This window comes from Thioalkalivibrio sp. ALMg9, assembly GCF_000380625.1.
Taxonomy (GTDB): Bacteria; Pseudomonadota; Gammaproteobacteria; order Ectothiorhodospirales; family Ectothiorhodospiraceae; genus Thioalkalivibrio; species Thioalkalivibrio versutus.
Map to the genome: position 1 here is coordinate 1 of NZ_AQYC01000007.1, position 23,978 is coordinate 23,978.

Below are 23,978 nucleotides of genomic sequence, written 5' to 3' on the forward strand. Positions count from 1 at the left end.
CCGAAACCGACCAGGTTGGTGTCGACATAGGCCGCCGGGTTCTCCAGCGAATAGCGCACGCCGGCCTGGGCCGCCAGGTTCACCACCCGCTGCGGCCGGTGCTCGCGGAACACCCGTTCCACCGCCGCTCGATCGGAGATGTCCTGCTGTTCGAACACGAAGTGCTGACGGGCGGCGGGGAAGGCGCGTATGTGATCCAGCCGGGCCCGCTTCAGGCTCGGGTCGTAGTAGTCGTTCAGATTGTCGACACCGATCACGGTGTCGCCACGTTCCAGCAGGCGCAGAGCCAAATGGGAGCCGATAAAACCTGCCGCGCCGGTGATCAGGACTTTCATGTCGCCTTTCCCTCGTCGGATGAATGGCGGCTGTTTCCGGACCACAAGCCCGCTGTACGGGCGGTGTGATGGAGGTCCGGGACAGTCGCAGATGGACGGAACGCGATGGATTCAAGCACCCCCATTCAGGGCCCTGCAACGCCGTTTCCGGGAAACGTGAGGTCGATCCGCCGAAGCTGTGAACAGGCCCGTAAGTTTCGTGTTTGGGCGTTGTCCCCCGGGGGGGGTGCGCCGATATTCTGCGCCAGTTCGGCGACGATCCTGCTCATTCGTGACAGGGTCACCCCGCTTGAGGCCCAAGCCGCCCGGGGTCGCCACGATCACTGGAAGCCCCGCAGCTGCTGGCACGGCAGGCGTTGCGGTAATGCGCGAAAGAGGATGATCCATGAACGAGACAACCCCCATTCGCTGGGCCCTGTCGCTGGTCACGCTACTGGCGCTGAGCGGTTGTGCCTGGGCACCTGGCGGGCATATCTCCGAGCGCAGCTCGAGTGCCCCGGTCGAAGATCTGGTCGACATTGAACCGATTACGTTCGGTCTGATCCGGGCGCAGGAGCAGCGCTCGGTACCGCCGGACCTGCGTCGGGCGAGCGATGATTTGGTGCGGGACGTCGACGAGTACGACTACCGCGTGGGTCGTGGCGATGTGCTGGCGGTCATTGTGTATGAGCACCCGGAGCTGACGATCCCGGCCGGGAGCGAGCGGTCGGCGGTGGAATCGGGCAACACCGTGCATTCGGACGGCACGATCTTCTATCCGTATATCGGACGGGTGCATGTGGAGGGGCGCACGGTCGCGGAGGTGCGCGATCTGATTGCGCGCGACCTGGCGGCCTTTGTGAACGAACCCCAGGTCGAGGTGCGGCTCGCCGCGTTCAACTCGCAGAGGGTCCGGGTGACGGGCGAGGTGCGCGAGCCGGGTGTGCAGCCCATTACGAACGTCCCGCAGACGGTGCTCGATGCCATCCACCAGGCTGGTGGTCTGGCGGACACGGCCAACTGGCATGAGGTGATCCTCACTCGGGACGGGGAGGAAATCGTCGTCTCGCTCTACGAGATGCTGCGCCATGGGGACATGTCGCAGAACCGGCTGTTGCGCGATGGGGATGTCCTGCACATCCCGGACACCGCCGGCCAGCAGGTCTATGTGATGGGCGAGGTGGGTGATCCTCAGCGCCTGCCCCTGGGCCGTGGTCAGGTCACCCTGATGGATGCGCTGAGCCAGGCTGGAGGCTTCAACGAAACCCGGGCGGATGCCAGCGGGATCTTCGTGATCCGCCGTGCACCACCCGAGAGCGACAAGCTCGCGACCGTCTATCAGCTGGACGCGCGCAATGCCTCGGCACTGATGCTCGGGGCCGAGTTCGAGCTCGAACCGCTGGACATCGTCTATGTCACCACCACGCCCCTCGGGCGCTGGAATCGCGTGATCAGTCAGATCCTGCCCACCGTGAGCGCGGTCTATCAGGCATCGCGGACCACGCGAGATGTTCGAAACCTCAGCGACGACTTCTAGCCATGTTCAATCGGATTCTTGTGGTTTGTACTGGCAACATCTGCCGCAGCCCCATTGGGGAAGCCCTGTTGCGTAATCGTTTGCCCGATCGCGCGGTGGAATCCGCCGGCCTTGGGGCCCTGGTCGGGGAGGGCGTTCACCCTGAAGCCCGGCGTCTCGCCGAGGCCGACGGCCTGGATGTCTCGGCACACGTAGCGCGTCAGGTGGAGCCGGAGCTCCTGCATCACGCCGACTTGGTGCTGGTCATGAGCGAGCGGCAGCGGCAGGCAGTGGGGGCGCGCCACCCCGAGGTGCTGGGCAAGACGATGCGCTTCGGTCACTGGCTGGAAGATGGCCGGGGCCGTGATGTTCCTGATCCCTATGGCAAGAGCCCCGAGGTATTCGGGCAGGCACATGCCCTGCTCGTGGAGGCTGCCGACGCCTGGGCGCGGCGGCTCAATCGATGATCTTCGACACAGGTAAATCCCGATGACCCAGAATCATTCTCCCGGGGGACCGGAAGGCGAACTGGATATTGGCCGACTGCTCGGTCAGTTGCTGGACCACAAGTGGTGGATCGTGGCGATCACGGTCCTGTTCGCAGTGGCGGGCGCGATCCATGCGACGCTGTCGACTCCGATCTACCGGGCCGATGCGCTGGTGCAGGTCGAAGACATGGGGCGTTTCAGCAGCCCCCTGGCCAACGTGCGTGAAATGCTGGGGCAGGAACCCCGGGTCGAGGCCGAGCTACAGATCCTCCGCTCGCGCATGGTCCTCGGACGCGCGGTCGACCAGGAGTCGCTGGACCTGGTGGTGCGCCCGCACCGCATGCCCGTGGTGGGGGACTACCTGGTGCGGCGCGGCATGGAGCGCCCTGCCTTTGCAGGTTCGAGCGTCTGGGCGGGCGAGTCCCTCAATGTTGGCGACTTCCGGGTGGCCCGTGCATACGAGGGACACACCTTCACGCTGGAGGTCCTGGATGACAACCACTATCGCCTGTTGGGCGGCGATCGCGACCTGGGCGAGGGCCGGGTCGGCGCGGACGTGGAGTTTCTTGATGGCGACGTGCGGCTCCGGGTGGCCGAACTGGAGGCGGCCCCTGGGGCCCGCTTCGATATCCAGAGGCGTTCCCGCCTGGCCGCGATCAATGGCCTGCGCGCCCAGTTCGATGTCGGACAGCAGGGTCGGGAGAGTGGCGTGTTCAGCCTGGCCCTGACCGACCCGGACCCGGACCATGCGCGCCGCATCCTGAATACAATCAATCAGATCTACCTCACGCAGAACGTTCAGCGCAAGGCGGCCGAGGCGGAGAAGAGCCTCGAGTTTCTGGAGGAGAAGGTTCCGGATGTTCGCGAACAACTGCAAACGGCCGAAGACGCCCTGAACGACTACCGGATGGAGCGCGAGAGCGTGGACCTTTCGCAGGAGACCCGTACCGTGCTGGACCGGCTGGTCAACCTTGAGCGTCAGCTCAATGAGCTGGAGTTCGAAGAGGCGGAGATATCCCGGCGGTATACGCCCAGCCATCCGACCTATGCGGCACTGATCGAGAAGCGTCAGAAGTTGCGAAGCGAGCGCGACCGGTTGAATGAAGAGATCGGTGCGCTGCCGGAGACCCAGCAGCAGATCCTGCGCCTGAACCGCGATGTCGAGGTCAATCAGGACATCTATGTGCAGTTGCTGAATCGCATGCAGGAAATGGATATTGCCCGGGCCAGTACGGTCGGGAATGTCCGCATCCTGGACGATGCGCAGGCCGGCCTCTCGGCGGTGGAGCCGCAGCGCAGGATGATCGTGATGTTGTCCACGGTCTTTGGCGGTGGCCTGGCCATTGCGCTGGTGCTGGTCCGCGGGATGTTGACGCGCGGTGTGGAATCCCAGGAAGAGATCGAGGGTATCGATCTGCCTGTGTACGCCAGTGTTCCCCGGTCGCGGCAGCAGGAGAACCTGCTGCGCAGGGTCAAGCGGCGTCGTCAGCCGCGCGGCTACGACGTGCCGGGTGGCGTGCTCGCCTCCCTTGACCCGGCCGACGACGCCATCGAGGCGCTGCGCGGACTGCGCAGCAGCCTGCACTTTGCGATGCTCGAAGCCGGAGACAATCGCCTGGTGATCACCGGGCCGAGTCCGGATGTCGGCAAGAGTTTTGTATCGGTGAATCTTGCCGCGGTCTGTGCTCAGGCGGGACAGCGGGTCCTGGTCATTGATGCCGATCTGCGCAAGGGGCATGTGCATCATGCGTTCGGGCAGCGCAGTGACGGGGGCCTGTCGGAGTATTTGGCCGACCGCGAATCGCTGGACGGGATACTGCGAGGCACCGAGATCGATGGGCTGCACTACATCGCCCGTGGGAGTGCTCCGCCGAATCCGTCGGAGCTGCTGATGGGGGATCGTTTCAGCCGTCTGCTGGAGCAAGTCAGCCGCGACTACGACTTGGTGCTGATCGACACGCCCCCGATCCTGGCGGTGACCGATGCGGCCGTGGTGGCACGTCAGTGCTCGACCACCCTGATGGTCGTGCGTTTCCAGCTGAATCCGCTGCGCGAGATCGAGTCGGCCCGGAGGCGTCTCGAAGCGGCCGGGGTCGACGTGCGCGGTTGTATCCTGAACTCGATCGAGTACAAGGCCTCGACCAGTTACGGGTACGGTTACTATCACTACTCCTACAAATAGCGCTTCCTGACAAGGATTGGCGATCGCGAACGCGCTAACCCGAGGCCCCGGCTCTTGCCGGGGCCTTTTTGTGGCAGGGCGGGTCGCCGGAATCGATTTCGGTCGTGTAGGTGCAGAGGGTCGGTATCACCGGCCTCGCGAGACTCCGTGAAGGCCGAACTCAAGCGCAAACGGGGGAGGGTGGGCATTCAGAAGGCCCGACATGGGAATCGACGGCCTGCCCGGCTGGCATCCTGGCACGGGCCCCGCGCCGCCAGGGGTTGTGCATGCGGCCGGGCTGAGGCTGGACTGGTCGCTGCCAGCGCAAAGGGCGGCGGGTCTGGTGGAAGCGGTATCCGGGCCCCGAGGGACCCGGATACCTAAGAGTTATCGCCAGGTGGCGTCGGGCTCGTCCCAGTAGCGACCGAGTTGGCGCTCCTCGGTGATGTCGAAGAGCTGATGGCGCCGGTTCAGGCGCGCCCCACCGTCGCGGGTCAGCGGCTGCCAGGCGATGTTGGCCCGGTTGCGGCTGGAGGTGGAGAAGAATGAATCGTAGGGGATCGACAGGTACAGACCCTTGTCGAAGCTGCCTTCGCCGAAGTCGTCGCCGGCGTCGGTGAAGGTCGACCAGGCACCAACCACCACGCCATTGTCGAACTGGCGCGAGAAGTCGAGTGTGGTCCCGAGATCCCCTGCGAGATAGCGGCCTACGCTGACTCGGGCATGGATGTCCTGGATACCGGTATCGAGGTAGGAGGTGACGTGCCCGGTCACCTGTTCATAGTCGCGCAGGCCGAACTGCTGGTCGAACTCGCGCTGGCGGACCCAGTTGGCATCGACCCCCAGGGCCCAGCGGCTGTTGAACGGCCGGTACAGGATCTCGCCCCCGATGCCGGCGTACATGGTCTCCAGCAGGCCGCCGTAGGCCATTGCGTACCAGTCCTGGCCGAGACGCTGGGTATGGGTGGCTTGCAGGTTGGAAATTCCCACATCGGTCTCAGCCAGGTAGTCCCCGATGTGCGTGCGCACGCGGGGCAGTTCGGAATCGGCGATGTAGTCATAGTTCTCCAGGTTGTCCAGCAAGGTGGTGGAGAGCATCGACGAGATCCAGGTGCCCTGGCTCAGGAAATAGCTGGCGTCCAGGTAGGCCGAGAGGCGATAGAGATAGCCATCCGGTCCGCCAAAGTTCTGCTCCAGCGAGGGCCCCATGCCCCATTCGAACCGGCGCGGTTCCGCTGCGTAGAGCACCTCGCCGCGATCGTTGTCGGTGGGCTTGGCATCGCGTACCCGCACACTGTGGCGGTAGTCGGTTTCGTGATCGGCCGAAGCCAGGGCACGGCCGAAAGCCTCGCGATCGTGCAGGCTCTCGCGCAGATCGAGACCGAGGGTCTGCCAGCGATACTGGAAGGTATGAATGCCAGCTTCGGCCTGGGCTTCCAGCAGGCGGTTGGCGCGCCCTTCGGACTGCTTCAGGTCGCGGAAGCGGCTGGGCTGGCCGGTCACCTGAATGGTGTCGCCGACCTGGCGAATCTCGGTCACATGAATCCCGGCGTTGGCATTGAGGTCCGCGGCGACCGCGTCCCAGTCGCGGCGGTCGAGATGCGCGGGTTCGACCGGGGGTGGATCATCGGCCTTGGGCTGCGAGAGTCGAGCCAGATTGGTCGTGAAGTGCAGGCCGACCATCGCGGTGTTCCCGCGCTGCCAGCCGGCATGCAGTTCCACGTTGCTGGTCAGGCGCAGGCGGGCGCCAAAATTGAAGCGCGAGTCCTGTTCCTGGGCATTGCTCTGGGGCTCTTGTTGATAGGTGTTGCCCTCGTACTCGACCTGCAGCAGCAGGCGATCCCAGGGGGTCTGGTATTCCACCCCGCCGAACAGCGCGGCGGGACCGCGGAACATCTGGTGCGTGGCGACTTCGCCCCCCTGGCCGCCGCCGGCGGACCGCGGGCGGCGGTCGAAGCTGTCGTGGATCCAGCCCAGCGGCGATTCGATGTCTCCGTGGTTACCGAGGTAGCCCCAACCAAGCCCGAGGGAGAAGTCGAGGTTGTTCCAGCGTTTGTTCGCGACCAGATATTCGCCGCCGAACAGGGTCGTGCCGCCGAGATCCTGAAAGCCCACGGCCACCTCCGGGATGTACCGGGTCTCCTGCTTCAGGCGCAGCTTCATGTCGACGCCCTTGTCGATGTTGTAGCGGTCAGCATCACCGGCCGCGAGGTAGGCCCGGTTTTCCACCTGGACGTAGCGGAAGCCCAGTTCCATCCAGTCCATGGGCTGGACGAAGACACTCCAGCGGCGATAAGGGAAGGTGCGATTCCAGCCTCCCGCGAAATGGCCGGCATCGCCGGTGCGGGCTGTCGGGGTTTGCATCAGGCCGATGCCACCGGTGTCCCGCTGGCCCAGGCCGAGTCCGAAGTCCTCGGCCTGGGCGGAGGGAATGCCCAGGCCGACGAGTACGGCGGCCACCAGGCTGCGGCGGCGCAGGCGCGAAGCGGTAATGTTCATGGGAGGGTCCGTAATGTGCAGTTGTCACCCGGCAGGCGAGTGGCGAGAAAGCGCGGCAGACGATGGTTGAGCAGGTCCCCCTCCAGGGTGCCTCCAAGGTCGCGGATGTTGAGATGGGCCATCACCCGGGTGCCGGGGGCGATCGTACTGTCTTCCCTGTTCCAGGCCGCGACCCCGAACACATGGACTTCGCCAAGCGGTGTCACTACGGCGGCCGTATCAGAGCCGCGCACCGCGGCGCGTGGCGGACGTGACAGGAGGTCCTGCAAGGTCATGCCCGGGTCCCATTCGTGGCGCTGAGCGCCGTCCATGGACCACAGCTCCACCCAGTCGGGCGGGTCGCAGTAACCGATATGTTCCAGGTCCGTCGCCGTCGGGGCATGCCGCAGGTTGGCCAGGAGCCAGGGCAGATCGAGACGTTCCGCGCTGCGCGCATGGGGGGTGGGCTCCATCGACTCGACCGTACGGCTCCAGTTGTCCAGCGCGTGCGCGACGTGCGGACGCCCGGCGATGTCCATGGTCTGTGCGATCAGTTCAATCTCGGCCAGTAGCCGCCTGCGCTCGTGGTCGACCGCGCGCATATCGCGGCTGCGCAGGCCAAAGCTGTAGCCCCAGTCGATTGGCGCGGACAGCTCGCCTTGCCAGGCCACCCAGTGATCGGTGAGCGGGGTCTCGGCGGGCGAACGGTCGGCCAGGCCCGCGGACGGAGCCGCGGCCAGCAGACACAGGGCCAGCCAAGGGAAACGGATAGGGTGTTGCATCAGGCCTCCTGCCGGGGCTACCACCAGGGGCGAGCCACCTGCCAGGCGATCATGGGGCCACCCGGCCAGGCCTGGCCGTCGTATGCCCATAGATCGCGGGTTTCGGGGTCGCGCCAGAGTTCGGCACGGGTAGTGCCGTCCCCTTGCCAGTCGATTCGCTCGCGGCAACGCTCGAGCTCCAGGGTCGCCAGGGGGAGGTCCCGCGCCGAGGGTGCGGCGCACTCGAGGGTGCCCTGGCCGACGTGGCGCACCACGGTTCCCGAGTCATCCCGGACATGGCGTTCGATCCGGTAGCCTGCGGAGGCCTCGCCGCGCCATGGGGGCGTTTCCAGGTCGGGGTGGTGGGTGCCAAGCAGGTCGGCGCCGAGGCCGGCGGTGGCAAACAGGCCCCCGTCGTGCAGTTGGAGCGACAAGCCCTCGGCACTCGGCCAGTACGTGTGTCCATTGGACATCGCTCCGAGGATCAGCAGTCCCCGGTGATGTTCGGTGTGGACCGCGAGCGAGGCGTAGGGGATTTCCTCCGCGCGGGAAGACGCATCCGGGCCACCGGATACCATGCTTTGCAGGGATGCCCCCAGCGGTGTGGGACCGCCACTACCGCAGGCCGTGATCAGGCTCACGAAAATTCCCAGGCCCAGACATGCGAAAGCCGCCCGGAGGCGGCCTTCGCGAAGGAAGAGCGGATTGGTCCGCATGGGCGTGCGTTACCGGGTGCCCGTGGCCGGGGTGGTACCGCTACCCGGAGTGGTGCCCGTGCCCGGGGTGGTCCCGGTGGACGCGATCAGGCCGACCAGGCGGCCGGAACGGGTGGCGATGCGCGAGATCGCGCCGGGTTCGGAGCGGGCCGCAGCGGAGATGCCGCCCGACGGGGAGCCGCCGGCGACCGGAGAGTTGGGGTTGCCCTGCGGGGCACTGGCGCTGGCGCCCGCATTGGTCCCAGCGGAGGGGCCTCCCGCGCCCCCGGCCGACTGGGCCATCAGGGGGCTGGATGCGAAAACGCTGGCAACAATTGCAGTGGCGAATATCTTCTTGATCATGGTCACGTTCCTCACTTCACCGGGGGTGTCGTTTACCGAGGGACAGTGTAGGAATGGATGTCCGCCGGGAACAGCGGACGGGGTTGATTCTGAGAGGTGAATGGGAGGTTTCGCGCACGTGTCTTGAACCAGTTGGAAATTTTGCCTCCTGGAGGTCACATTCGTGGGTGGTTCCTGTCCCGCGGACCCTTTCACGAAGCGTTCAGCTCGGCCGGTCTAGGCTTAATGGCGAGACCGAATCGCGCAGCCCCTGGCCGCGCAATGGAGGCAGAGATGACAAAACTAGTGCTGTTCCTGGTGGCAGCGGGCCTGATTTTGCTGTTGTCGGGGTGTCAAACGGTGAGCAAGCAGCAGACGGGGGCCCTGATCGGGGGCGCGGCAGGCGGTGTTATCGGCAGTCAGATCGGGGGCGGGCGCGGGCGTACTGCGGCGATTATTGCCGGGACCCTGGCGGGTGCGGCGGTTGGCGGTTCGGTGGGGCGGAGCATGGATGACGTGGACCGGATGCGCGTGTCGCGTACGCTGGAGACGGTCCCGGATCGCCAGAGCTCGACCTGGCGCAACCCGAATACCGGGCATCAGTACCACGCCACACCGACCCGGACCTACCGCTCCTCGGGGCAGGACTGCCGCGAGTACCAGGTGCAGGCCACCATGGACGGCTACCCCGAAACGATTAACGGCACGGCCTGCCGTGATGCCAGCGGGCGCTGGGTGGATGTTTAGATAGAACCCCTGGGGCCCCGGGCGACTTGTCCGGAGGCGGGTCGCCCGGAAGACGGCCACAAAAAAGCCCCGCATGAGCGGGGCTTTCTCGTTCCGGGGTTGCCCCCGGAAGGGGGTGCGAACCGATCAGGACCTGCGGTACATGTCCTCGGTGGTCGGGACGTAGCCGAGGTTGTCCTCGCCGATGCCCTTGACCTTCGGTTCGTTGAGGTCGCTGATGCGCACATTGCCGTCCTGGCTGCGCAGGTAATCGGCGACGCCGTCCCAGATGTCGACCCCGACACCGCCGGGCACGCTCTGCTGCACGCTGGCCCAGCCGGCGACGACGTATTCCTTGTCGGCGTCCAGCTTCCTGCCGTCCAGTTCCATTTCGGAGATCCGGTTGCCGGCACTGGCGCTCGGGTCGATGGCGTACTTCAGGCCGCCGACACGGACCATGTCGCCGCCCTGCTGGTAGAACGGATCGGCGTTGTACAGGTTGTCCGCCACGTCTTCCAGGATCTCCTTGATCTGGGCACCGGTAAAGGCGTTGCGGGTCATCTCCGGGTAGGTGAGACCGGTCTGGTCCATCACGTGCTCGAAGGTGATCGGCATGCCCGGCAGCACGGTGGTGCCCCAGCGGAAGCCCGGGGAGAACGAGATCTGCGCATCGTTGTATTCAATCAGGCCATCGCAGATCAGCTGGTCGAAGGTACCGTTGAAGTTGCCGCGGCGGAACAGCAGGTCCTCGGTGACCGCCAGTTCCTCGGACAGCTTCTCCTCCATGTTGAAGGTCTCGCCCTTCCAGGTGACCTCGCTGTTGCGCATGTTGTGGATGTAGGTCGCCATTGCCGGGTCTTCCGGCAGCATCTCGGCGAACACCGGCACCAGGCGGTATTCCCAGTCCTTGATTGCGCCGTCCCGGAAATCGAAGTCCAGCACGCCGACGAACTTGGCGTTGGAGCCGGCATTGGTGACCAGGCAGGTCCCGCCGTCGGGGCGCTCGACTGGCAGGGGCTGCGGCACGGCGTCATGGGTATGGCCGCCCATGATGGCGTCCAGGCCCTCGACCATGCCGGCCATCTTGATGTCCACGTCCATGCCGTTGTGCGACAGGGCAACGACGATCTCGGCGCCTTCGGCACGCGCGTCGTTGACCGTCTCCTGCATGTCGTCCGGACGGATGCCGAAGGACCACTGCTCGACCATCCAGCGTGGGTTGGCGATCGGGGTGTAGGGGAAGGCCTGGCCCACCACCGCCACGTTCACGCCGTTCATCTCGCGGATCACGTAGGGCTTGAAGATGCGGTCACCCCAGTCCACGTCGCGCACGTTCTGGGCGACGAAGTCGATGCCGGCATCGGCGAAGTCGCCGTTCACGATCTCTTCCACGCGGTCGGCACCGTAGGTGAATTCCCAGTGACCGGTCATGACGTCGATGCCCAGCAGTTTCTGTGCATCCACCATGTCCTGCGCGTTGGTCCACAGCGCGGAGCCGGAGCCGCCGCCCCAGGTGTCGCCGCCGTCCAGCAGGAGGGCGTTGGGTCGCGAGTCACGCAGCTTGTTGATCAGCGTCTTCAGATGCGCAAAGCCGCCTACGCGACCGTACTGTTCGGCCGCCTCCATGAAGTTCAGGTTGGTATAGGCGTGGGCGTAGATGCTGTCGCGTTCGATGTCGTAATGCTTGAGGAAGTGCTCGCTCACGATGTGCGGCGGACGGTTGCGCATGTCCGCCACGCCGAGGTTGACGTTCGGCTCGCGGAAGTACACCGGCTTCAGCTGGGCGTGGCAGTCGGTGTAGTGCAGCAGGTGCACATTGCCGAAGCGATCCAGGGTGTCGTAGGGATCACCCGCAGTACCGCCCTTGTTGTTGCTGCAGGCGGCGGCGCCCAGGGGGAAACCGGCGGCGCTGGCGGCGGCCAGTAACTGCATGAATTCTCGGCGTGAGATGTGCATGAGGAGTTCTACCTCTCTTGTCCGGGTGTATTGGTGGTGGGTTTTCGGGCAGTTCTATGACTGTCGGTAGACGAATGGTCCTGCGGGAACATTCCCCGCGTGCGCGGTTTCTATCGCCGGTCCTCGCGCGCCTCGCGTGCGGTCTGTCGGGCCGTGTCGCGCTTGTCCTCGATGCGTTGACGGTCGCGCTCGCTGGCATCCGAGGCGTCCATCCCCGCCTCGAACTGGCGCACGGCCTCCTCGTACTGGGCGCGATGAAAGAAGTATTCGGCCATGGCCTCGCGGCTGATTGCAATATACCCGGCCGCGTCCGCGATGTCCGCCTGCAGGCGCAGGAGCTCCGGATTGGGGGCCGCCTCGCGGCGGATCATGTCGGACAGGATGCGAATGGCGCGGTCGGGCTGCCCGAGGTCCCGGTGGACCCGGGCCAGGCGTTCGCGGATCACCGGGTGGCCGGGGTACACCGCGTCCAGATCCTCCAGCCGTTCCAGCGCCGCGCTGTGTTCGCCTTCCTCGCGCAGCAGTGCTGCGAACGCGAGTTCGAGGGTGAGTCCGGGGGCGTCCGCTGCATCGAGGCGTTCGAGCTGTTCGCGGGCGCGGCCGGGTTCTCCGCGTTCGAGATAGGCGACCGCCGCCCCGTAGCGCTGCTGGGGCGAAGGGGTGTCCGTTGCGCGGAAGCGTTCCAGGGTTCGCCGTGGATCCTGCAACGCCTGCATGCGCGCCTGCATCCACTGGAATTCGGGGCCGCGGTTGCGGGTGTCGCTGGCAGCCATCTGGTTTGCGCGGTTGCGGGCGTCGGTGATCCGGTCGAGGGTGACCGGGTGCGTGCGCAGGTACTCCGGCACCTGGTCGCCGACCCCGCGCGAGAGTTCTTGCAGGCGCTCGAAGAAATCGGCCATCGCATTGGGGTCGAAGCCGGTGCCTTGCAGGATCTGCATTCCGGCACGATCCGCCTCGGCCTCGTTTGCGCGGGTGAAATTGATCTGTTGCTGGATGCCGCCGGCCACACCCCCGGTAATAATGGCCGAGCCCAGGGTCGGATCCACCGCCGAGGCAAGGATGCCCGCCAGGATGGCGAGGCCGGTGGTGAAATTGATGTCGCGCCCGCGCGCGAACATGCGCGCGAGGTGCCGTTGGGTAACGTGGGCGATTTCGTGTGCGACCACGGCGGCCAGCTCGGCCTCGTCGCGGACCTCCAGCATCAGACCCGCATGGATGCCGATAATGCCCCCGGGCATCGCGAAGGCGTTCACCTGGCTGTTGTCGATGGTCAGGAAGTAGAACGGCCCATCGGCGCTGGGTGCGTTGGCCAGCAACTGGCGTCCCAGGGAGTCGACATAAAAGACGATCTCAGGATCGGTCACCAGGGGGGCGCTGCGGCGGACTTCGCGCAGCAGGGAGCGGCCGAGCTCGCGTTCTTCCGCCGGGGTCAGTACGCCGCCGGAGGCCTCGCCCAGGTCGGGCAGGGAAACGCCACTGGAGTGGGCGGGTGGTACCGCCAGGCTCGCCACCACCAGAAGGGCGGCGAGCAGGAAATGGACAATAGAAGGCATGCCGCGAGGGCCGGCGGGCGCCGGCCCTCTGGTGTGGGCATGCCGGGGGCGGTCGTTACTTGCCAAGCCCCGGGGCCGACGAATAGGTGCGCATGCTGTCGCGGGTTTCCCACAGCTTCGGCTTGAGCATCGCCGCAGGCACCATGAACTTCTTGCGATCCAGCACCTTGTGGGTGCGGACAAGTTTGATCACGTCGTCATAGTCCATCTTGAACAGCAGGCCCACGTCGCCGCCGGAGGTGCGCCGCGCGATCATGTAGTTGTCCTGCATGTCGTGCACGTAGATGTTGGCAGGGCGCAGCTTGCCGTTCTCGTCTTTCAGCGTGACGGCATAGTGGCCGTCGACCTGGAATTCGCTCTTGTCCACCGGGATATCCTCCGCGAAGCAATGAAGCTGATGACTCTGCATCAGCGTTTTCTTAAGCGTGGGCGACGATAGCAGAACTTTTCGTCCCGGGCGACCATCCACCTCTCCTCGCTTGGTCTTGTTTGCATTTCCGATCGGTTTCGCTATGCTCCGCGCCCACTCCTTGCGTAGAGCGGCCGCTGGTCAGTGCTCGCGCGACGAGTTCGGCACCCCCCGCAAGTGAGAGACCCGGAGCGCAGCGTGTACGGATTTACCGAGATCACCCCGGACGAACTGGAACAGTGGCGCAACGAGGGCAAGAGCTTTCGTTTGCTGGATGTGCGCTCGCCGGGCGAGACCGGTCGCGGCGTTATCCCGGGGGCAGAGCTTGTCCCGCTGGCCACTTTGCCGCTGCGCAAGGACGAGTTCACCGGTAGCGATGCGCCGGTGGTCATTTACTGTCAGAGTGGGGCGCGTTCCGCCCAGGCCTGCGCCTTTCTCGCCCAACAGGGCGTGGACTGTGCAAGCAGCCTGCGCGGCGGCATTGTCGGGTGGGCCCAGACCGGAAAACCGGTGGTAAGCCCGGATTAGAATTCGGTTGTATTCCGATGCCGATTCGCCTATAAGGGGGAATTCGGTTGATTACCGTTCGGTAATGGCTGCAGCGCACGGGGCCCAACCGGACCGCAGTACACGACTGATAAAACGCACTCAAAGGAGAGAAACGATGGCCAACTTTGACCAAGAACTCGATGCTTCCGGCCTGAACTGCCCGCTGCCGATCCTGCGCGCCAAGAAGGCGCTGGCCGCGATGGACGCCGGCCAGGTTCTGCACATCATCGCGACCGACCCGGGCGCCGTGAAGGACTTCCAGGCGTTTTCCAAGCAGACCGGCAACGAGCTGATGGAGCACAAGGAAGAAGGCGGCAAGTTCTACTTCCTGATCAAGAAGGGCTAAGGCGCTTCAAGTGCTTGATTCGGGGCGGCAATTCGCAAGGGTTGCCGCCCCGAATCCTGAATAACGATGGTTGCCATGCGGTAACTGGATTGGTGCCTGGACGAGGTCTAGGCTGGCTGCGCAAGGTTCACAAGAAACCTGCATCGCCTAAAGCGAAGAGGTGTGAGATATGGCGACATACGCTGAGATGCAGCAAATCTTCGACGATATTCGTGGAGATTTTCGCTACGACCACGAGCTTAACGGCTGCCTGAACTGCGGCATCTGCACGGCCACGTGTCCGTCCGCCCAGTTCTACGATTACTCGCCGCGCGAGATCGTGCAGCTGCTCTGGACCGAGAACGTCGAGCAGATCTACGACGCGATGCAGGAAAAGATCTGGGCCTGCGCCCAGTGCATGACCTGTGCGGCGCGCTGCCCGTTCAAGAACTCCCCCGGTGGCCTGGTCGCGATCATGCGCGAAGTGGCCATCAAGCACGAGATGCAGTCCGCCAAGGACGTGCTTCGTCCGTTCGGCCGCGTCATGCTCAAGCTGATCACCACGGGGAACCAGCTGTCTCCCGATATGATCCAGCCCGATCACTTCCCTGACTGGGGTCCCAACATCCAGAAGGTGGAAGGTGATCTGCGCATCCTGCGCAAGGCGATTCCGGTGAAGACGCTGCAGACGGTCGAGACCGCCTGGGAAGTGTCCCTGAAGACCTCGGTGGAGATGTACACCATCTGGGAAATGACCGGAGTCCTGAAGTCCCTCGAGCTGATGGACGAGAACCTCTTCGACGTGATCGAAGACTTCATCGACGAGAAGCGCGAGGACTACGAAGACTGGCTCGAGGAGCAGGAAGAGGAAGACGACGAGTAAGTCGTCCACCGATTCCCGCATCCAAGACATCAGGAGAAGCGTTATGAGTGAACAGACCCCAGGCAACCACAACCAGAATGGTGAAGGCGCTGGCGCCGGCACCATGAAGCCCGGTTCCCACAATACCGACGGGCAGGGCATCGCCGGTCACGGTTCGTTCTTCCAGTCGACCGATCTGTCGAAGGAAGACGCAGTCAAGGCCACCGACTGGGTGCGCAAGCACGTCGACCGCCGCACCGTCGACCTTGGCGACCGCATGGACGACGTCCGCGAGCACATGTACGAGCTCGAGAAGGACGGCCAGATCATCATTCATCGCATTAACGATGAACACGAGCCGATGTCGGTGAAGACCCTGTTCGGCTGGGATAAGAAGATCCCGACCAAGCAGCTTTGGCACCACAAGTCCTGTGGCCAGTGCGGGAACATCCCTGGCTACCCGACCTCGCTGCTGTGGTTCATGAACAAGTTCGACTTCGAGCCGGGCAAGGACTACCTCGACGAAACCGACCAGACCTCCTGCACCGCGTGGAACTACCACGGCTCCGGTATCGGGAACGTCGAATCGCTCGCTGCCGTTTTCCTGCGCAACTTCCACCAGGCCTACGTCTCCGGCAAGCAGCACGGCCACGAGCTGGGTCATTTCTTCCCGCTGGTGCATTGCGGCACCTCCTTCGGCAACTACAAGGAGATCCGCAAGTACCTGATCGAGTCCGCCGAGCTGCGCGAGAAGGTCACCAAGATCCTCGGCAAGCTGGGTCGCCTGGTCGACGGCAAGCTGGTCATCCCGGAAGAGATCATCCACTACTCCGAGTGGGTGCACGTGATGCGTAACCGTATCGCTTCCGAGCTGCAGACCATCGACGTCTCCCACATCCGCACCACCGCCCACGTGGCCTGCCATTACTACAAGATGGTCCACGAGGACGCGGTGTACGATCCGACCGTGCTGGGCGGCAACCGTACCGCGATCATCACCTCCACCGCCCAGGCTCTGGGTGCGCAGGTGATCGACTACTCCACGTGGTACGACTGCTGCGGCTTCGGCTTCCGTCACATCATCTCCGAGCGCGAATTCACTCGCTCGTTCACGATGGATCGCAAGATCCGCGTGGCCCGCGAGGAAGCCAACGCCGACGTGATGCTGGCCAACGATACCGGCTGTGTCACGACCATGGACAAGAACCAGTGGATCGGCAAGGCACACAACCAGAACTTCCAGATCCCGATCATGGCGGAAGTCCAGTTCGCGGCCCTGGCCTGCGGTGCGGACCCGTTCAAGATCGTCCAGCTGCAGTGGCACGCGTCGCCCTGCGAGGACCTGGTCGAGAAGATGGGCATGTCCTGGTCCGAGGCCAAGAAGACCTTCCAGGAGTACCTGAAGGAAGTCGAAGCCGGCAATATCGAATACCTCTACAATCCTGAACTCGCTTACGGGGGCAAGGTCTGATGCAGCAAGATACCGTTCTAGTAGTGGGTGGTGGGCCGGCCGGTCTGGCCGCTGCCGCCAATGTCAACTCGGCCGGCTACAAGGCCGTGGTGGTCGAGAAGGAAGACGTCCTGGGCGGCGCCCCGATCCTGTCGGGTTACGCCAAGCTGGTGCCTTCCGGCGAGTGGGCCAAGGACGCCATTGGTCGCATGGTCAAGCGCGTGGAAGACGACGCCAACTCGACCGTGCACAAGAGCGCCAAGGTCGAGAAGCTGGAAGGCGAGGCGGGTAACTTCACCGCCACGCTGACCAACGGCGAATCCGTCCAGGCGGGCGCCGTGGTCCTGGCAACCGGCTTCACCCATTTTGACTCCATCAACAAGCCGGAGTGGGGCTTTGGCACGTATGAAGACGTGCTGACCACCACCCAGATGGAACAGATGGTGGGCAGTGGCAAGATCGCCTGCCCGTCCGACGGGCGTGTGCCGGAGCGTGTCTGCATCCTGCTGTGCGTGGGCTCCCGTGACCGTCAGATCGGTCGCGAATGGTGCTCCAAGATCTGCTGCACCGTCTCCGCCAATCTGGCGATGGAGATCAAGGAGATCTCGCCGGAAACCGACGTGTTCATCTACTACATGGACATCCGGACCTTCGGGCTGTACGAAGACAAGTTCTACTGGAAGTCCCAGGAAGAGTTCAAAACCAAGTTCGTCAAGGCCCGTATCGCGGAAGTGACGGCCTCGGGCGATGGTCGCCTGCTGGTCAAGGGTGAAGATACCCTGGTCAAGCGCCCGATCATCATCCCGTTCGATATCGTCGTGCATGCCATTGGCATGGATCCGAACGCCGATAACCCCGAGCTTTCCCAGGTGTTCGGTATCGGCCTCGAGAAGCACGGCTTCATCGAGAAGGCCGAGCAGTACACCAACACCTGTGGCACCACCCGCAAGGGGATCTACTCCTGCGGTGCGGCCTACGGTCCCGAGACGATCGACGACTCGATCGCCCAGGGTGCCGCCGCGGGTGGCCGCGCGGTTGCGGATCTGCATGCGCTGGTTCAGAAAGCCGGCTGAGGTCGTCAGCGACGAGGCGGCTTCGGGGCTGGTCCCGGAGCCGCTTGAGGTTACCTTTGACAAGGAGATCCTCGCGTCCAAGCTCTCCACCCTGAAAGGGGCCATCGCCGAAGCGGGCGGGGTCGATGGGTTGGAGACGTTCATCGAGGCCTTGCGTTCGAAGCATGAAGTCTTTGCGGCGATCGTGGCCAAGGGCGACGAGATCGATGCAGAGGATGTTCGGGCCCTTGGGGGGCTGGTCTTTTCGGTTCGCCGGAAACTGGTCACCCTGATGGCGGAACGGCAAGGGGCCCTGGTGGACGGGGTACGTGCCCTGGTCCGCCCGGATGTGGATGTCAACGACCGCCTGGCCGCATTCGCGGACCTGGCGGCGGATGACAAGAAGCTGCGCCGGGCGATCTGGGACTTCGGTGCCGAGATCCTGCATTTTGCAGATCCCGACGCCGTGCCACTGGCTTGTCGCTGGGTCTGGGATACGTCGACCACGACCGGGTCGTTGCGCGAGTTCATTCGCGCCAACGACACGCTGCGGTCTATCCCGATCGGGGAGTCGGTCGGTGCGATCGAGGGAGCGCGGCGCTGGTTTTACGAGGCGCTGGCGGAAGAGGGCTTTTACCGTGACCTGCCGTTTGTGACGGATCTGGTCTGGGTCCAGGCCTATTCGGACTACGCCCGTTCGCTATCGATGAGTTTAGGGATGATCGACAACCAGTTTGGTGGCAAGCAGGATCCGCTGGAGCTGGCGGTGAAGATGCTGGGGATCGATTCCCCGGAAGGTCGCCTGAAAGGAACCGATGCGTCGCTGCATTGAATAACGGAACGAACTTGAGCCTGGCAAGACAGGTTTTCGGAGAGACGTCATGGCAATACATGAAAAAGCACTGATCGAGGACGAACGACTCCAGCAGCACGACGAGCTGGTGGTCGACGGGGTGGATGTTTCCGGTCACTGGAACACCATGATTGCCCCGCGCACGGTTCGCGATTACGACGACGATTTCGAGACGAAGATTCAGACCTACACGGGTGCGGAGAATGTGCACCGCTGCTGGCAGTGCGGGTCCTGCACCAACTCCTGCACGATGTACGCGCAGAATGTGCAGTTCAATCCGCGCTACTGGATCTACCTGACCCGCCTTGGCATGAAGGAAGAGCTGGTCAAGGACAAGGACATCATCTGGCAGTGCGTTTCTTGCAACAAATGCACGAACATCTGCCCGAAGGACGTGAAGCCGGAAGGCGTGATGAAGGCGCTGGCGCACTGGATGGAAGAGGAAGGGATCACCGAAAAGACCCCGTCCAGCATCTTCGATGAAGAGTTCGCCGACCAGATCTACAAGACCGGCCGCATCGAAGACGGCAAGGTGATGCAGAACTTCTTCAAGAAGACCGGCCAGCCGCTTCTGCAGGAATGGCTGAAGGTGTTCGTCTTCCGAATGATGAAGCACCTCCCGGTGAAGCACCTGATGGCGATGGGCTTCAACACGATTCATACGCCGCGCACCAAGTCCTGGGGCAAGACCGGGGACGTGCTGAAGAGTTACGTGCGCGAACAGAAGGAGGCCGCTCATGGCTAAGGTTGCTTACTATCCGGGTTGCGCACTTGAGGGCTCCGGTGGGCCGTACGATCGCTCCACCCGCGTGCTGGTGAAGGCGCTGGGGCTCGAGATGGAGAACCTGCGGGACTGGAACTGCTGTGGCGCGATGGAGGTGAAGAACGTTCACCCCATGCTGCAGACCTACCTGTCCGCACGGAACATGGCGATCGCCTCCGAACAGATGGGCATGGACACCGTGATGGCCCCCTGTAACGGCTGCTATCACAACCTGAAGAAAGCCGAGTTCGAAACTGCCACGTCGGAAGACGCGATGAACACCGTGCAGGATCTTGCGCGTCAGTCGGATGACCCGGTCTACAGCGGCGACGTTCGCACCCTGCATCTGCTCGAGTGGCTGATGGAAGAACTCGGTCCGGAAGGCATCAAGCAGAAGATGACCAAGAGCCTGAACGGTATCAAGGTCGCGAACTACTACGGCTGCATGTACACCCGTCCGCGCCAGATCTTCCCGGAGAAGGACAATGGCCCGGGCTCCGACTCCAGCTATCAGCCGCACTTCATGGATGACCTTCTGGGCGCCGCGGGTGCCGTGAACGTCGAATATCCGTTGAAGACGTCCTGCTGCGGTGGTGCGCACACGTTGTCCGATTCCGATACCTCGACCCAGCTGGTGCTGAACCTGCTGCAGTCGGCGGAAGACTCCGGTGCGGAAGTGATCGCCACCGAGTGCCCGACCTGCCACTCCGGTCTGGAGATGCACCAGGTGCGTGCCGAGACCGAGTTCGGCATCAAGACCGATGTGAAGGTGTTGTACTTCACGCAGTTGCTGGGTCTGGCCATGGGTCTGTCTGCGCGGAAACTGGGCATTCACGAGAACGTGAGTGATTCGATTGGCCTGTTGAAGGAGAAGGGGGTCATTTGATCCCTGGACCCATGCCCGGCATGGCCCATCGATGAGTTTGGAAGACGGGCGCCTGGCGCCCGTTTTTTTGTGTAGGCACGGGTCCCCGCGGCCCCGGGAATGAGGCGAAACATGGATTGCAACGGCTGCGAGTTTCACCCTGAACTGTTCTACGACGACGAATTCCAGATCTGGCTTCGTCGCGAGGACGACGACACCCTGACCGTGGGGATGACCGACCTGTCGCAGACGATTGCGGGCAAGATCATCCACGTGCGGGTGCGGCGGCCGGGTACGCGGCGACCGCCGGGCAAGCCGGTTGCCACGATCGAAAGTGGAAAATGGGCGGGTCCGATCCCCAACTTCATCGACTGCAAGATCGTCGAGGGGAACGAGGAAGTGCTGGAAAACCCGGTGCTGCTGAATTCCGATCCCTACAATGCCTGGATCGCCCGAGTCGAGCCCACCAACGGGATCGAGGCCGCGCTGGAGGTGTTCCTGACCGGGGACAAGGCCGAGGAAGGCTACTGCAAGCGGGCCAAGGACGATGACATCCAGTGCCAGCGCAAGCTGCGGTGAGCGGGACCATGGCGGATATCGACAACGATTATTACCTGGACAACGACGAGCAGACGGTCGTGATCATCATGACCTCGGGCCCGTCGACGCCCGGCCGTTGCGCCACGCCGTTCTATCTCGGCGCGGTGATGGCCTCGATGGATGTGGACGTGCACATCTTCTTCACCATGGAGGGCGTGCGCCTGATGGAGCAGGGTGTAGCGGACGATCTGCGGGCCATGGAAGACGGCAAGCTGATCAAGGACTTTATCCAGGACGCAAAACGTGCAGGCGTGCGCTTGCACGTTTGCCAGCCCGCTCTGCCGGGGTATAGAATCGACGCGTCTTCGGATCTCATCGACGATGTCGATGAAGTGAATCGGGCGAGCGAGTTAGCCGACCTGATACTACGCAGTGATAAAACGATAACGTTTTAATTTTCCCGCTTTATTTGAATATTCCTGGAGGAAGACATGGGTGCAGTTCGGGGTTGTGATATTCCGGAAGATCTGATGTACAACGTTGAAAACAACGTTTGGGTGCGCAAGGAAAGCGACGGTACCGCCACCGTCGGTCTGACGTCCTACGCCTGTTCGCTGGCGGGCACGATTGTGTCCTACACCCCGAAGAAGGTCGGCAAGACGGTCAAGAAGGACAAGTCCTGCACCACCGTCGAATCCGGCAAGTGGGTGGGTCCGGCGAAGACCCCGGTCACCGGTGAAGTCACCGAGACCAACGACAAGGTTGCGGGTAACCCGGGCCTGATCAACGAAGATCCCTACGGCGAAGGCTGGCTGATCAAGCTGAAGCCGGAAGACTGGGATGGCGAAATCGGCGATCTGAAGACCGGTTCCGACGCCCATGCGGCCTTCGAAGCCAAGATGGAAGCGGACGGTTTCGGCGGCTGCTAAGCCCCGATCCGGTCCGGGCCGCTGACCCGTTGCGGTTGGCGGCCTCTTTTTTTCGGTAATACCCGAGTAAAACCTTCAAGAAATGCGCCGACCCGGAGACCGCTGATGACAAGCTGGAACGATGTAATCCAGCGGGTAGAGCCCCTCGAGGACGTCCCCGTCGATCCGTTGCTGGTTGATGACCTCCAGCATAGCCTGCAACACGCCGGGGATCCGGGTTCGGTGCACTTTTATACCCCGACCTTCAAGTCCTACCAGTCCAGCGAGCTGGCCGATTGTGGGAAGAGTGCGTGGCCTGCGATGTCCATCACCGGTGGCGATTGCAAGCTGGCCTGTGATCACTGCAAGGCCAAGATCCTGGATCCGATGATCCCCGTCCGCACCCCGGAGGATCTCTGGCGCCAGGTGAACGGCGTGATCGAGTCCGGTGCCCAGGGCATGCTCCTGACCGGCGGCTCGAATCATCGCAACGAGGTGGAATACGACCCGTATTACTCCACCATCCGGCGCATCAAGGACGAGTTCCCCGAATTCCGCATTGCCATGCATACCGCACTGGTGGACGACGACATTGCGCTGTCCATGGAACAGGCGGGAATCGATGCGGCGATGATGGACGTCATCGGCGCCCAGGACACCATCACGCAGGTCTATCACCTGCGGCGCAGCGTGGACGACTTCGAGCGCACGCTCGAGAGCCTGGTGAACACCAACATGAAGGTGGTCCCGCATATCGTGATCGGCCTGCACTACGGCAAGCTGCTGGGCGAGTGGAATGCGCTCGAGATGCTGGCGCGCCACCTGCCGGATGCCGTGGTGCTGGTGGTGGTCATGCCGTTCTACGCGCCGGCCAGTCGTCCGTTCGAGACCCCGGATGTGCATGCGGTGGGACGCTTCTTCCACGACGCCCGCGCGCGCCTGGGTGATACCTCGCTGCTGTTGGGCTGCGCCCGTCCACCGGGCGAGGCCAAGAGCCAGATCGACAGCTACGCCGTGATGGCGGGCCTGTCCGGGATCGCTCACCCGGCGGAAGGGGTGGTGGAACTCGCCGCGCGCCTGGGCAAGAAGGTGCGCGTGACTCCGGCCTGTTGCTCGATCGCTGTCGGGGACGAGGTGATGGCCGAAGACGCCGGCGCCGCCAGTGGCGTCGAACTGGACCTGGACACCATCGTGGCCGAGGAAGCCCGCCGTCGCGAGCAGGAGCGCAAGGCGCGCCAGGGCCTGGGCGGTATTCGCATCGTCACCGAGGGGGGCGAGGTTGCAGCCGGAGGTGGATGTCATGCCTGAGCGCGACCAGACGACCCTGCGCATCCTCGACACCGGGCTGCGCCCGGCCGCCGAGAACATGGCGTTCAACCGCGCCCTGCTGGAATGTCATCAGGAAGGCGCATCGCCGCATACCCTGCGCTTTTTGCAGTTCCAGCCCTGTGCCCTGGTGGGGTTCCACCAGAACGTGGACCAGGAGATCAACACCGAGTACTGCCAGGAGAACGGCATCGCCATCCAGCGCCGGATCACCGGCGGTGGTGCGATCTATTTCGATGCCACCCAGCTCGGTTGGGAACTGTATCTGGACAAACGCTTTCTCGGTTCGGCCGACATGGGTCAGATTGCCGCGCGCATCTGTAACGCCGCGGCGGCCGGCATGCGTTCGTTGGGCGTGGACGCGCAGTTCCGCCCGCGCAACGATATCGAAGTGGATGGTCGCAAGATCTCCGGTACCGGCGGCGCCTTTGACGGCGATTCGATCATGTACCAGGGCACGTTGCTGATCGAGTTCGATGTCGAGGACATGCTGCGCATCCTGCGCATACCGGCGGAGAAGCTTTCCAACAAGGCCATCGAGTCCGCGCGCGACCGGGTTGTGAACCTCGCCACGCTGCTCGACGAGATGCCCGCACTGGACGTGGTCAAGGAGGCCATTGCGCGCGCCTTCGCCGAGGAGTTCGGGGTGCGCACCGAAGCCGCCGACGTACTCCCGGAAGAGCGCCGCGCCTTCGACGAGGCGCTGGCGGACATCGATACCGAAGAGTGGGTGTATCAGCGCAACCGTCCGGCGACCGATGCCCCGATGTTCGAGAGTATCTCCAAGTCCGATGGCGGGCTGATGCGGGTGGGCGTGGCGCTGGACCCGGAGCGCAAGCGTCTGAAGCAGCTGTGGATTACCGGGGACATCTTCGTGAAACCGGCCCGCACGATCGCCGATCTCGAGGCGGCCCTGCGGGATACGCCGCAGGCGGAGATGGAAGAGCGCGTGCGCGCCTTCTTCGCCGAGCGCGACGTCGAGATGCTCCAGCTGAGCGCGGATGACTTCATCGCCGCTATCCAGTCGGCGCTGGCGCAGGCCGAGGTCGAAGCGGTCGCGGAATGATGAACGGAACGCGAGGTTTT

The 23,978-nt window shown here is 63.8% G+C and carries 25 protein-coding genes; 17 read left to right on the forward strand and 8 right to left on the reverse strand.

From position 1 onward, the window contains the following. Positions 1 to 335: GDP-mannose 4,6-dehydratase (locus F792_RS14100; RefSeq protein WP_038084328.1), on the reverse strand; the 335-nt coding region annotated here is incomplete at its 3' end. Positions 336 to 720: 385 nt separating this feature from the next. Here F792_RS14100 and F792_RS0103580 point away from each other — a divergent pair. Genes F792_RS0103580 through F792_RS0103590 form a run of 3 tightly spaced genes read left to right on the forward strand, consistent with a single transcriptional unit; the run spans position 721 to position 4,500 of the window. Continuing rightward, a complete protein-coding gene (locus tag F792_RS0103580; RefSeq protein WP_018168403.1) occupies positions 721 to 1,851 on the forward strand; it encodes a polysaccharide export protein in 1,131 nt (376 codons plus the stop codon). A 2-nt stretch (positions 1,852 to 1,853) separates the two neighbouring features. Continuing rightward, positions 1,854 to 2,297 (forward strand): low molecular weight protein-tyrosine-phosphatase, encoded by a 444-nt coding sequence (locus tag F792_RS14455; protein ID WP_077276996.1) that lies wholly within the window; start codon positions 1,854 to 1,856, stop codon positions 2,295 to 2,297. A gap of 22 nt (positions 2,298 to 2,319) precedes the next feature. Then, positions 2,320 to 4,500, forward strand: coding sequence for a polysaccharide biosynthesis tyrosine autokinase (locus F792_RS0103590; protein ID WP_018168405.1), 2,181 nt, complete (start codon positions 2,320 to 2,322; stop codon positions 4,498 to 4,500). A 366-nt stretch (positions 4,501 to 4,866) separates the two neighbouring features. Here the strand turns inward: F792_RS0103590 and F792_RS0103595 are convergent, their stop codons facing one another. The 4 genes from F792_RS0103595 to F792_RS0103610 form a co-directional block, all read right to left on the reverse strand. After that, positions 4,867 to 6,957 (reverse strand): YjbH domain-containing protein, encoded by a 2,091-nt coding sequence (locus F792_RS0103595; protein WP_026304765.1) that lies wholly within the window; start codon positions 6,955 to 6,957, stop codon positions 4,867 to 4,869. 17 nt (positions 6,958 to 6,974) lie between these two features. After that, the gene (locus F792_RS0103600; protein ID WP_018168407.1) at positions 6,975 to 7,739 is read right to left on the reverse strand and encodes a capsule biosynthesis GfcC family protein; all 765 of its coding nucleotides are present in this window, start codon (positions 7,737 to 7,739) and stop codon (positions 6,975 to 6,977) included. A gap of 17 nt (positions 7,740 to 7,756) precedes the next feature. After that, positions 7,757 to 8,296, reverse strand: coding sequence for a YjbF family lipoprotein (locus F792_RS0103605; protein WP_026181998.1), 540 nt, complete (start codon positions 8,294 to 8,296; stop codon positions 7,757 to 7,759). Positions 8,297 to 8,443: 147 nt separating this feature from the next. Beyond that, complete coding sequence (locus F792_RS0103610; RefSeq protein ID WP_018168408.1) at positions 8,444 to 8,776, reverse strand: hypothetical protein; 333 nt, start codon at positions 8,774 to 8,776, stop codon at positions 8,444 to 8,446. Positions 8,777 to 9,049: 273 nt separating this feature from the next. Here F792_RS0103610 and F792_RS0103615 point away from each other — a divergent pair, with 273 nt between their 5' ends. After that, entirely contained in the window at positions 9,050 to 9,502 is a 453-nt protein-coding gene (locus F792_RS0103615; protein ID WP_018144014.1) for an RT0821/Lpp0805 family surface protein, read from the forward strand. Positions 9,503 to 9,628: 126 nt separating this feature from the next. Here F792_RS0103615 and soxB read toward each other — a convergent pair whose 3' ends face one another. From soxB to F792_RS0103630, 3 genes are all read right to left on the reverse strand, one after another. Beyond that, on the reverse strand, positions 9,629 to 11,437 hold the full coding sequence (gene soxB / locus F792_RS0103620) for a thiosulfohydrolase SoxB (protein ID WP_018176091.1): 1,809 nt from the start codon (positions 11,435 to 11,437) through the stop codon (positions 9,629 to 9,631). A 110-nt stretch (positions 11,438 to 11,547) separates the two neighbouring features. Further along, entirely contained in the window at positions 11,548 to 12,990 is a 1,443-nt protein-coding gene (locus F792_RS0103625) for a M48 family metalloprotease (RefSeq protein ID WP_018168411.1), read from the reverse strand. A 55-nt stretch (positions 12,991 to 13,045) separates the two neighbouring features. After that, positions 13,046 to 13,399 carry a hypothetical protein gene (locus tag F792_RS0103630; protein WP_018168412.1) on the reverse strand — a complete coding sequence of 118 codons (354 nt, stop codon included), beginning with the start codon at positions 13,397 to 13,399 and terminating at the stop codon, positions 13,046 to 13,048. Between the two features lie 198 nt (positions 13,400 to 13,597). Here F792_RS0103630 and F792_RS0103635 point away from each other — a divergent pair, with 198 nt between their 5' ends. The 13 genes from F792_RS0103635 (at position 13,598) to F792_RS0103695 (ending at position 23,958) form a co-directional block, all read left to right on the forward strand. After that, a complete protein-coding gene (locus F792_RS0103635) occupies positions 13,598 to 13,927 on the forward strand; it encodes a rhodanese-like domain-containing protein (protein WP_018144010.1) in 330 nt (109 codons plus the stop codon). Positions 13,928 to 14,063: 136 nt separating this feature from the next. Continuing rightward, entirely contained in the window at positions 14,064 to 14,294 is a 231-nt protein-coding gene (locus F792_RS0103640) for a sulfurtransferase TusA family protein (protein WP_018144009.1), read from the forward strand. A 187-nt stretch (positions 14,295 to 14,481) separates the two neighbouring features. After that, a complete protein-coding gene (locus tag F792_RS0103645) occupies positions 14,482 to 15,156 on the forward strand; it encodes a 4Fe-4S dicluster domain-containing protein (RefSeq protein ID WP_017941141.1) in 675 nt (224 codons plus the stop codon). A gap of 43 nt (positions 15,157 to 15,199) precedes the next feature. Continuing rightward, on the forward strand, positions 15,200 to 16,606 hold the full coding sequence (locus F792_RS0103650) for a heterodisulfide reductase-related iron-sulfur binding cluster (protein WP_018168413.1): 1,407 nt from the start codon (positions 15,200 to 15,202) through the stop codon (positions 16,604 to 16,606). Positions 16,607 to 16,629: 23 nt separating this feature from the next. After that, positions 16,630 to 17,658, forward strand: a complete 1,029-nt coding sequence (locus F792_RS0103655) for an FAD-dependent oxidoreductase (RefSeq protein ID WP_018168414.1) — start codon at positions 16,630 to 16,632, stop codon at positions 17,656 to 17,658. Beyond that, entirely contained in the window at positions 17,597 to 18,469 is an 873-nt protein-coding gene (locus F792_RS0103660) for a hypothetical protein (protein WP_018168415.1), read from the forward strand. Before F792_RS0103655 ends, F792_RS0103660 begins: the two co-directional genes overlap by 62 nt. 49 nt (positions 18,470 to 18,518) lie before the next feature. Next, positions 18,519 to 19,235, forward strand: coding sequence for a 4Fe-4S dicluster domain-containing protein (locus tag F792_RS0103665; RefSeq protein WP_018144005.1), 717 nt, complete (start codon positions 18,519 to 18,521; stop codon positions 19,233 to 19,235). Further along, complete coding sequence (locus tag F792_RS0103670) at positions 19,228 to 20,139, forward strand: CoB--CoM heterodisulfide reductase iron-sulfur subunit B family protein (protein ID WP_018144004.1); 912 nt, start codon at positions 19,228 to 19,230, stop codon at positions 20,137 to 20,139. The genes F792_RS0103665 and F792_RS0103670 overlap by 8 nt, the downstream gene beginning before the upstream one ends. Before the next feature lie 111 nt (positions 20,140 to 20,250). Then, positions 20,251 to 20,697: a glycine cleavage system protein H gene (locus tag F792_RS0103675; protein WP_018168416.1), complete on the forward strand. Its 447-nt coding sequence runs from the start codon at positions 20,251 to 20,253 to the stop codon at positions 20,695 to 20,697. Positions 20,698 to 20,705: 8 nt separating this feature from the next. Further along, positions 20,706 to 21,113, forward strand: coding sequence for a DsrE family protein (locus F792_RS0103680; protein ID WP_026181993.1), 408 nt, complete (start codon positions 20,706 to 20,708; stop codon positions 21,111 to 21,113). Between the two features lie 36 nt (positions 21,114 to 21,149). Next, entirely contained in the window at positions 21,150 to 21,587 is a 438-nt protein-coding gene (locus F792_RS0103685) for a glycine cleavage system protein H (protein ID WP_077276997.1), read from the forward strand. Positions 21,588 to 21,692: 105 nt separating this feature from the next. Further along, positions 21,693 to 22,874, forward strand: coding sequence for a radical SAM protein (locus F792_RS0103690; protein WP_018144000.1), 1,182 nt, complete (start codon positions 21,693 to 21,695; stop codon positions 22,872 to 22,874). Next, positions 22,867 to 23,958, forward strand: coding sequence for a lipoate--protein ligase family protein (locus F792_RS0103695; protein WP_018168417.1), 1,092 nt, complete (start codon positions 22,867 to 22,869; stop codon positions 23,956 to 23,958). Before F792_RS0103690 ends, F792_RS0103695 begins: the two co-directional genes overlap by 8 nt. Positions 23,959 to 23,978: the final 20 nt, after the last annotated feature.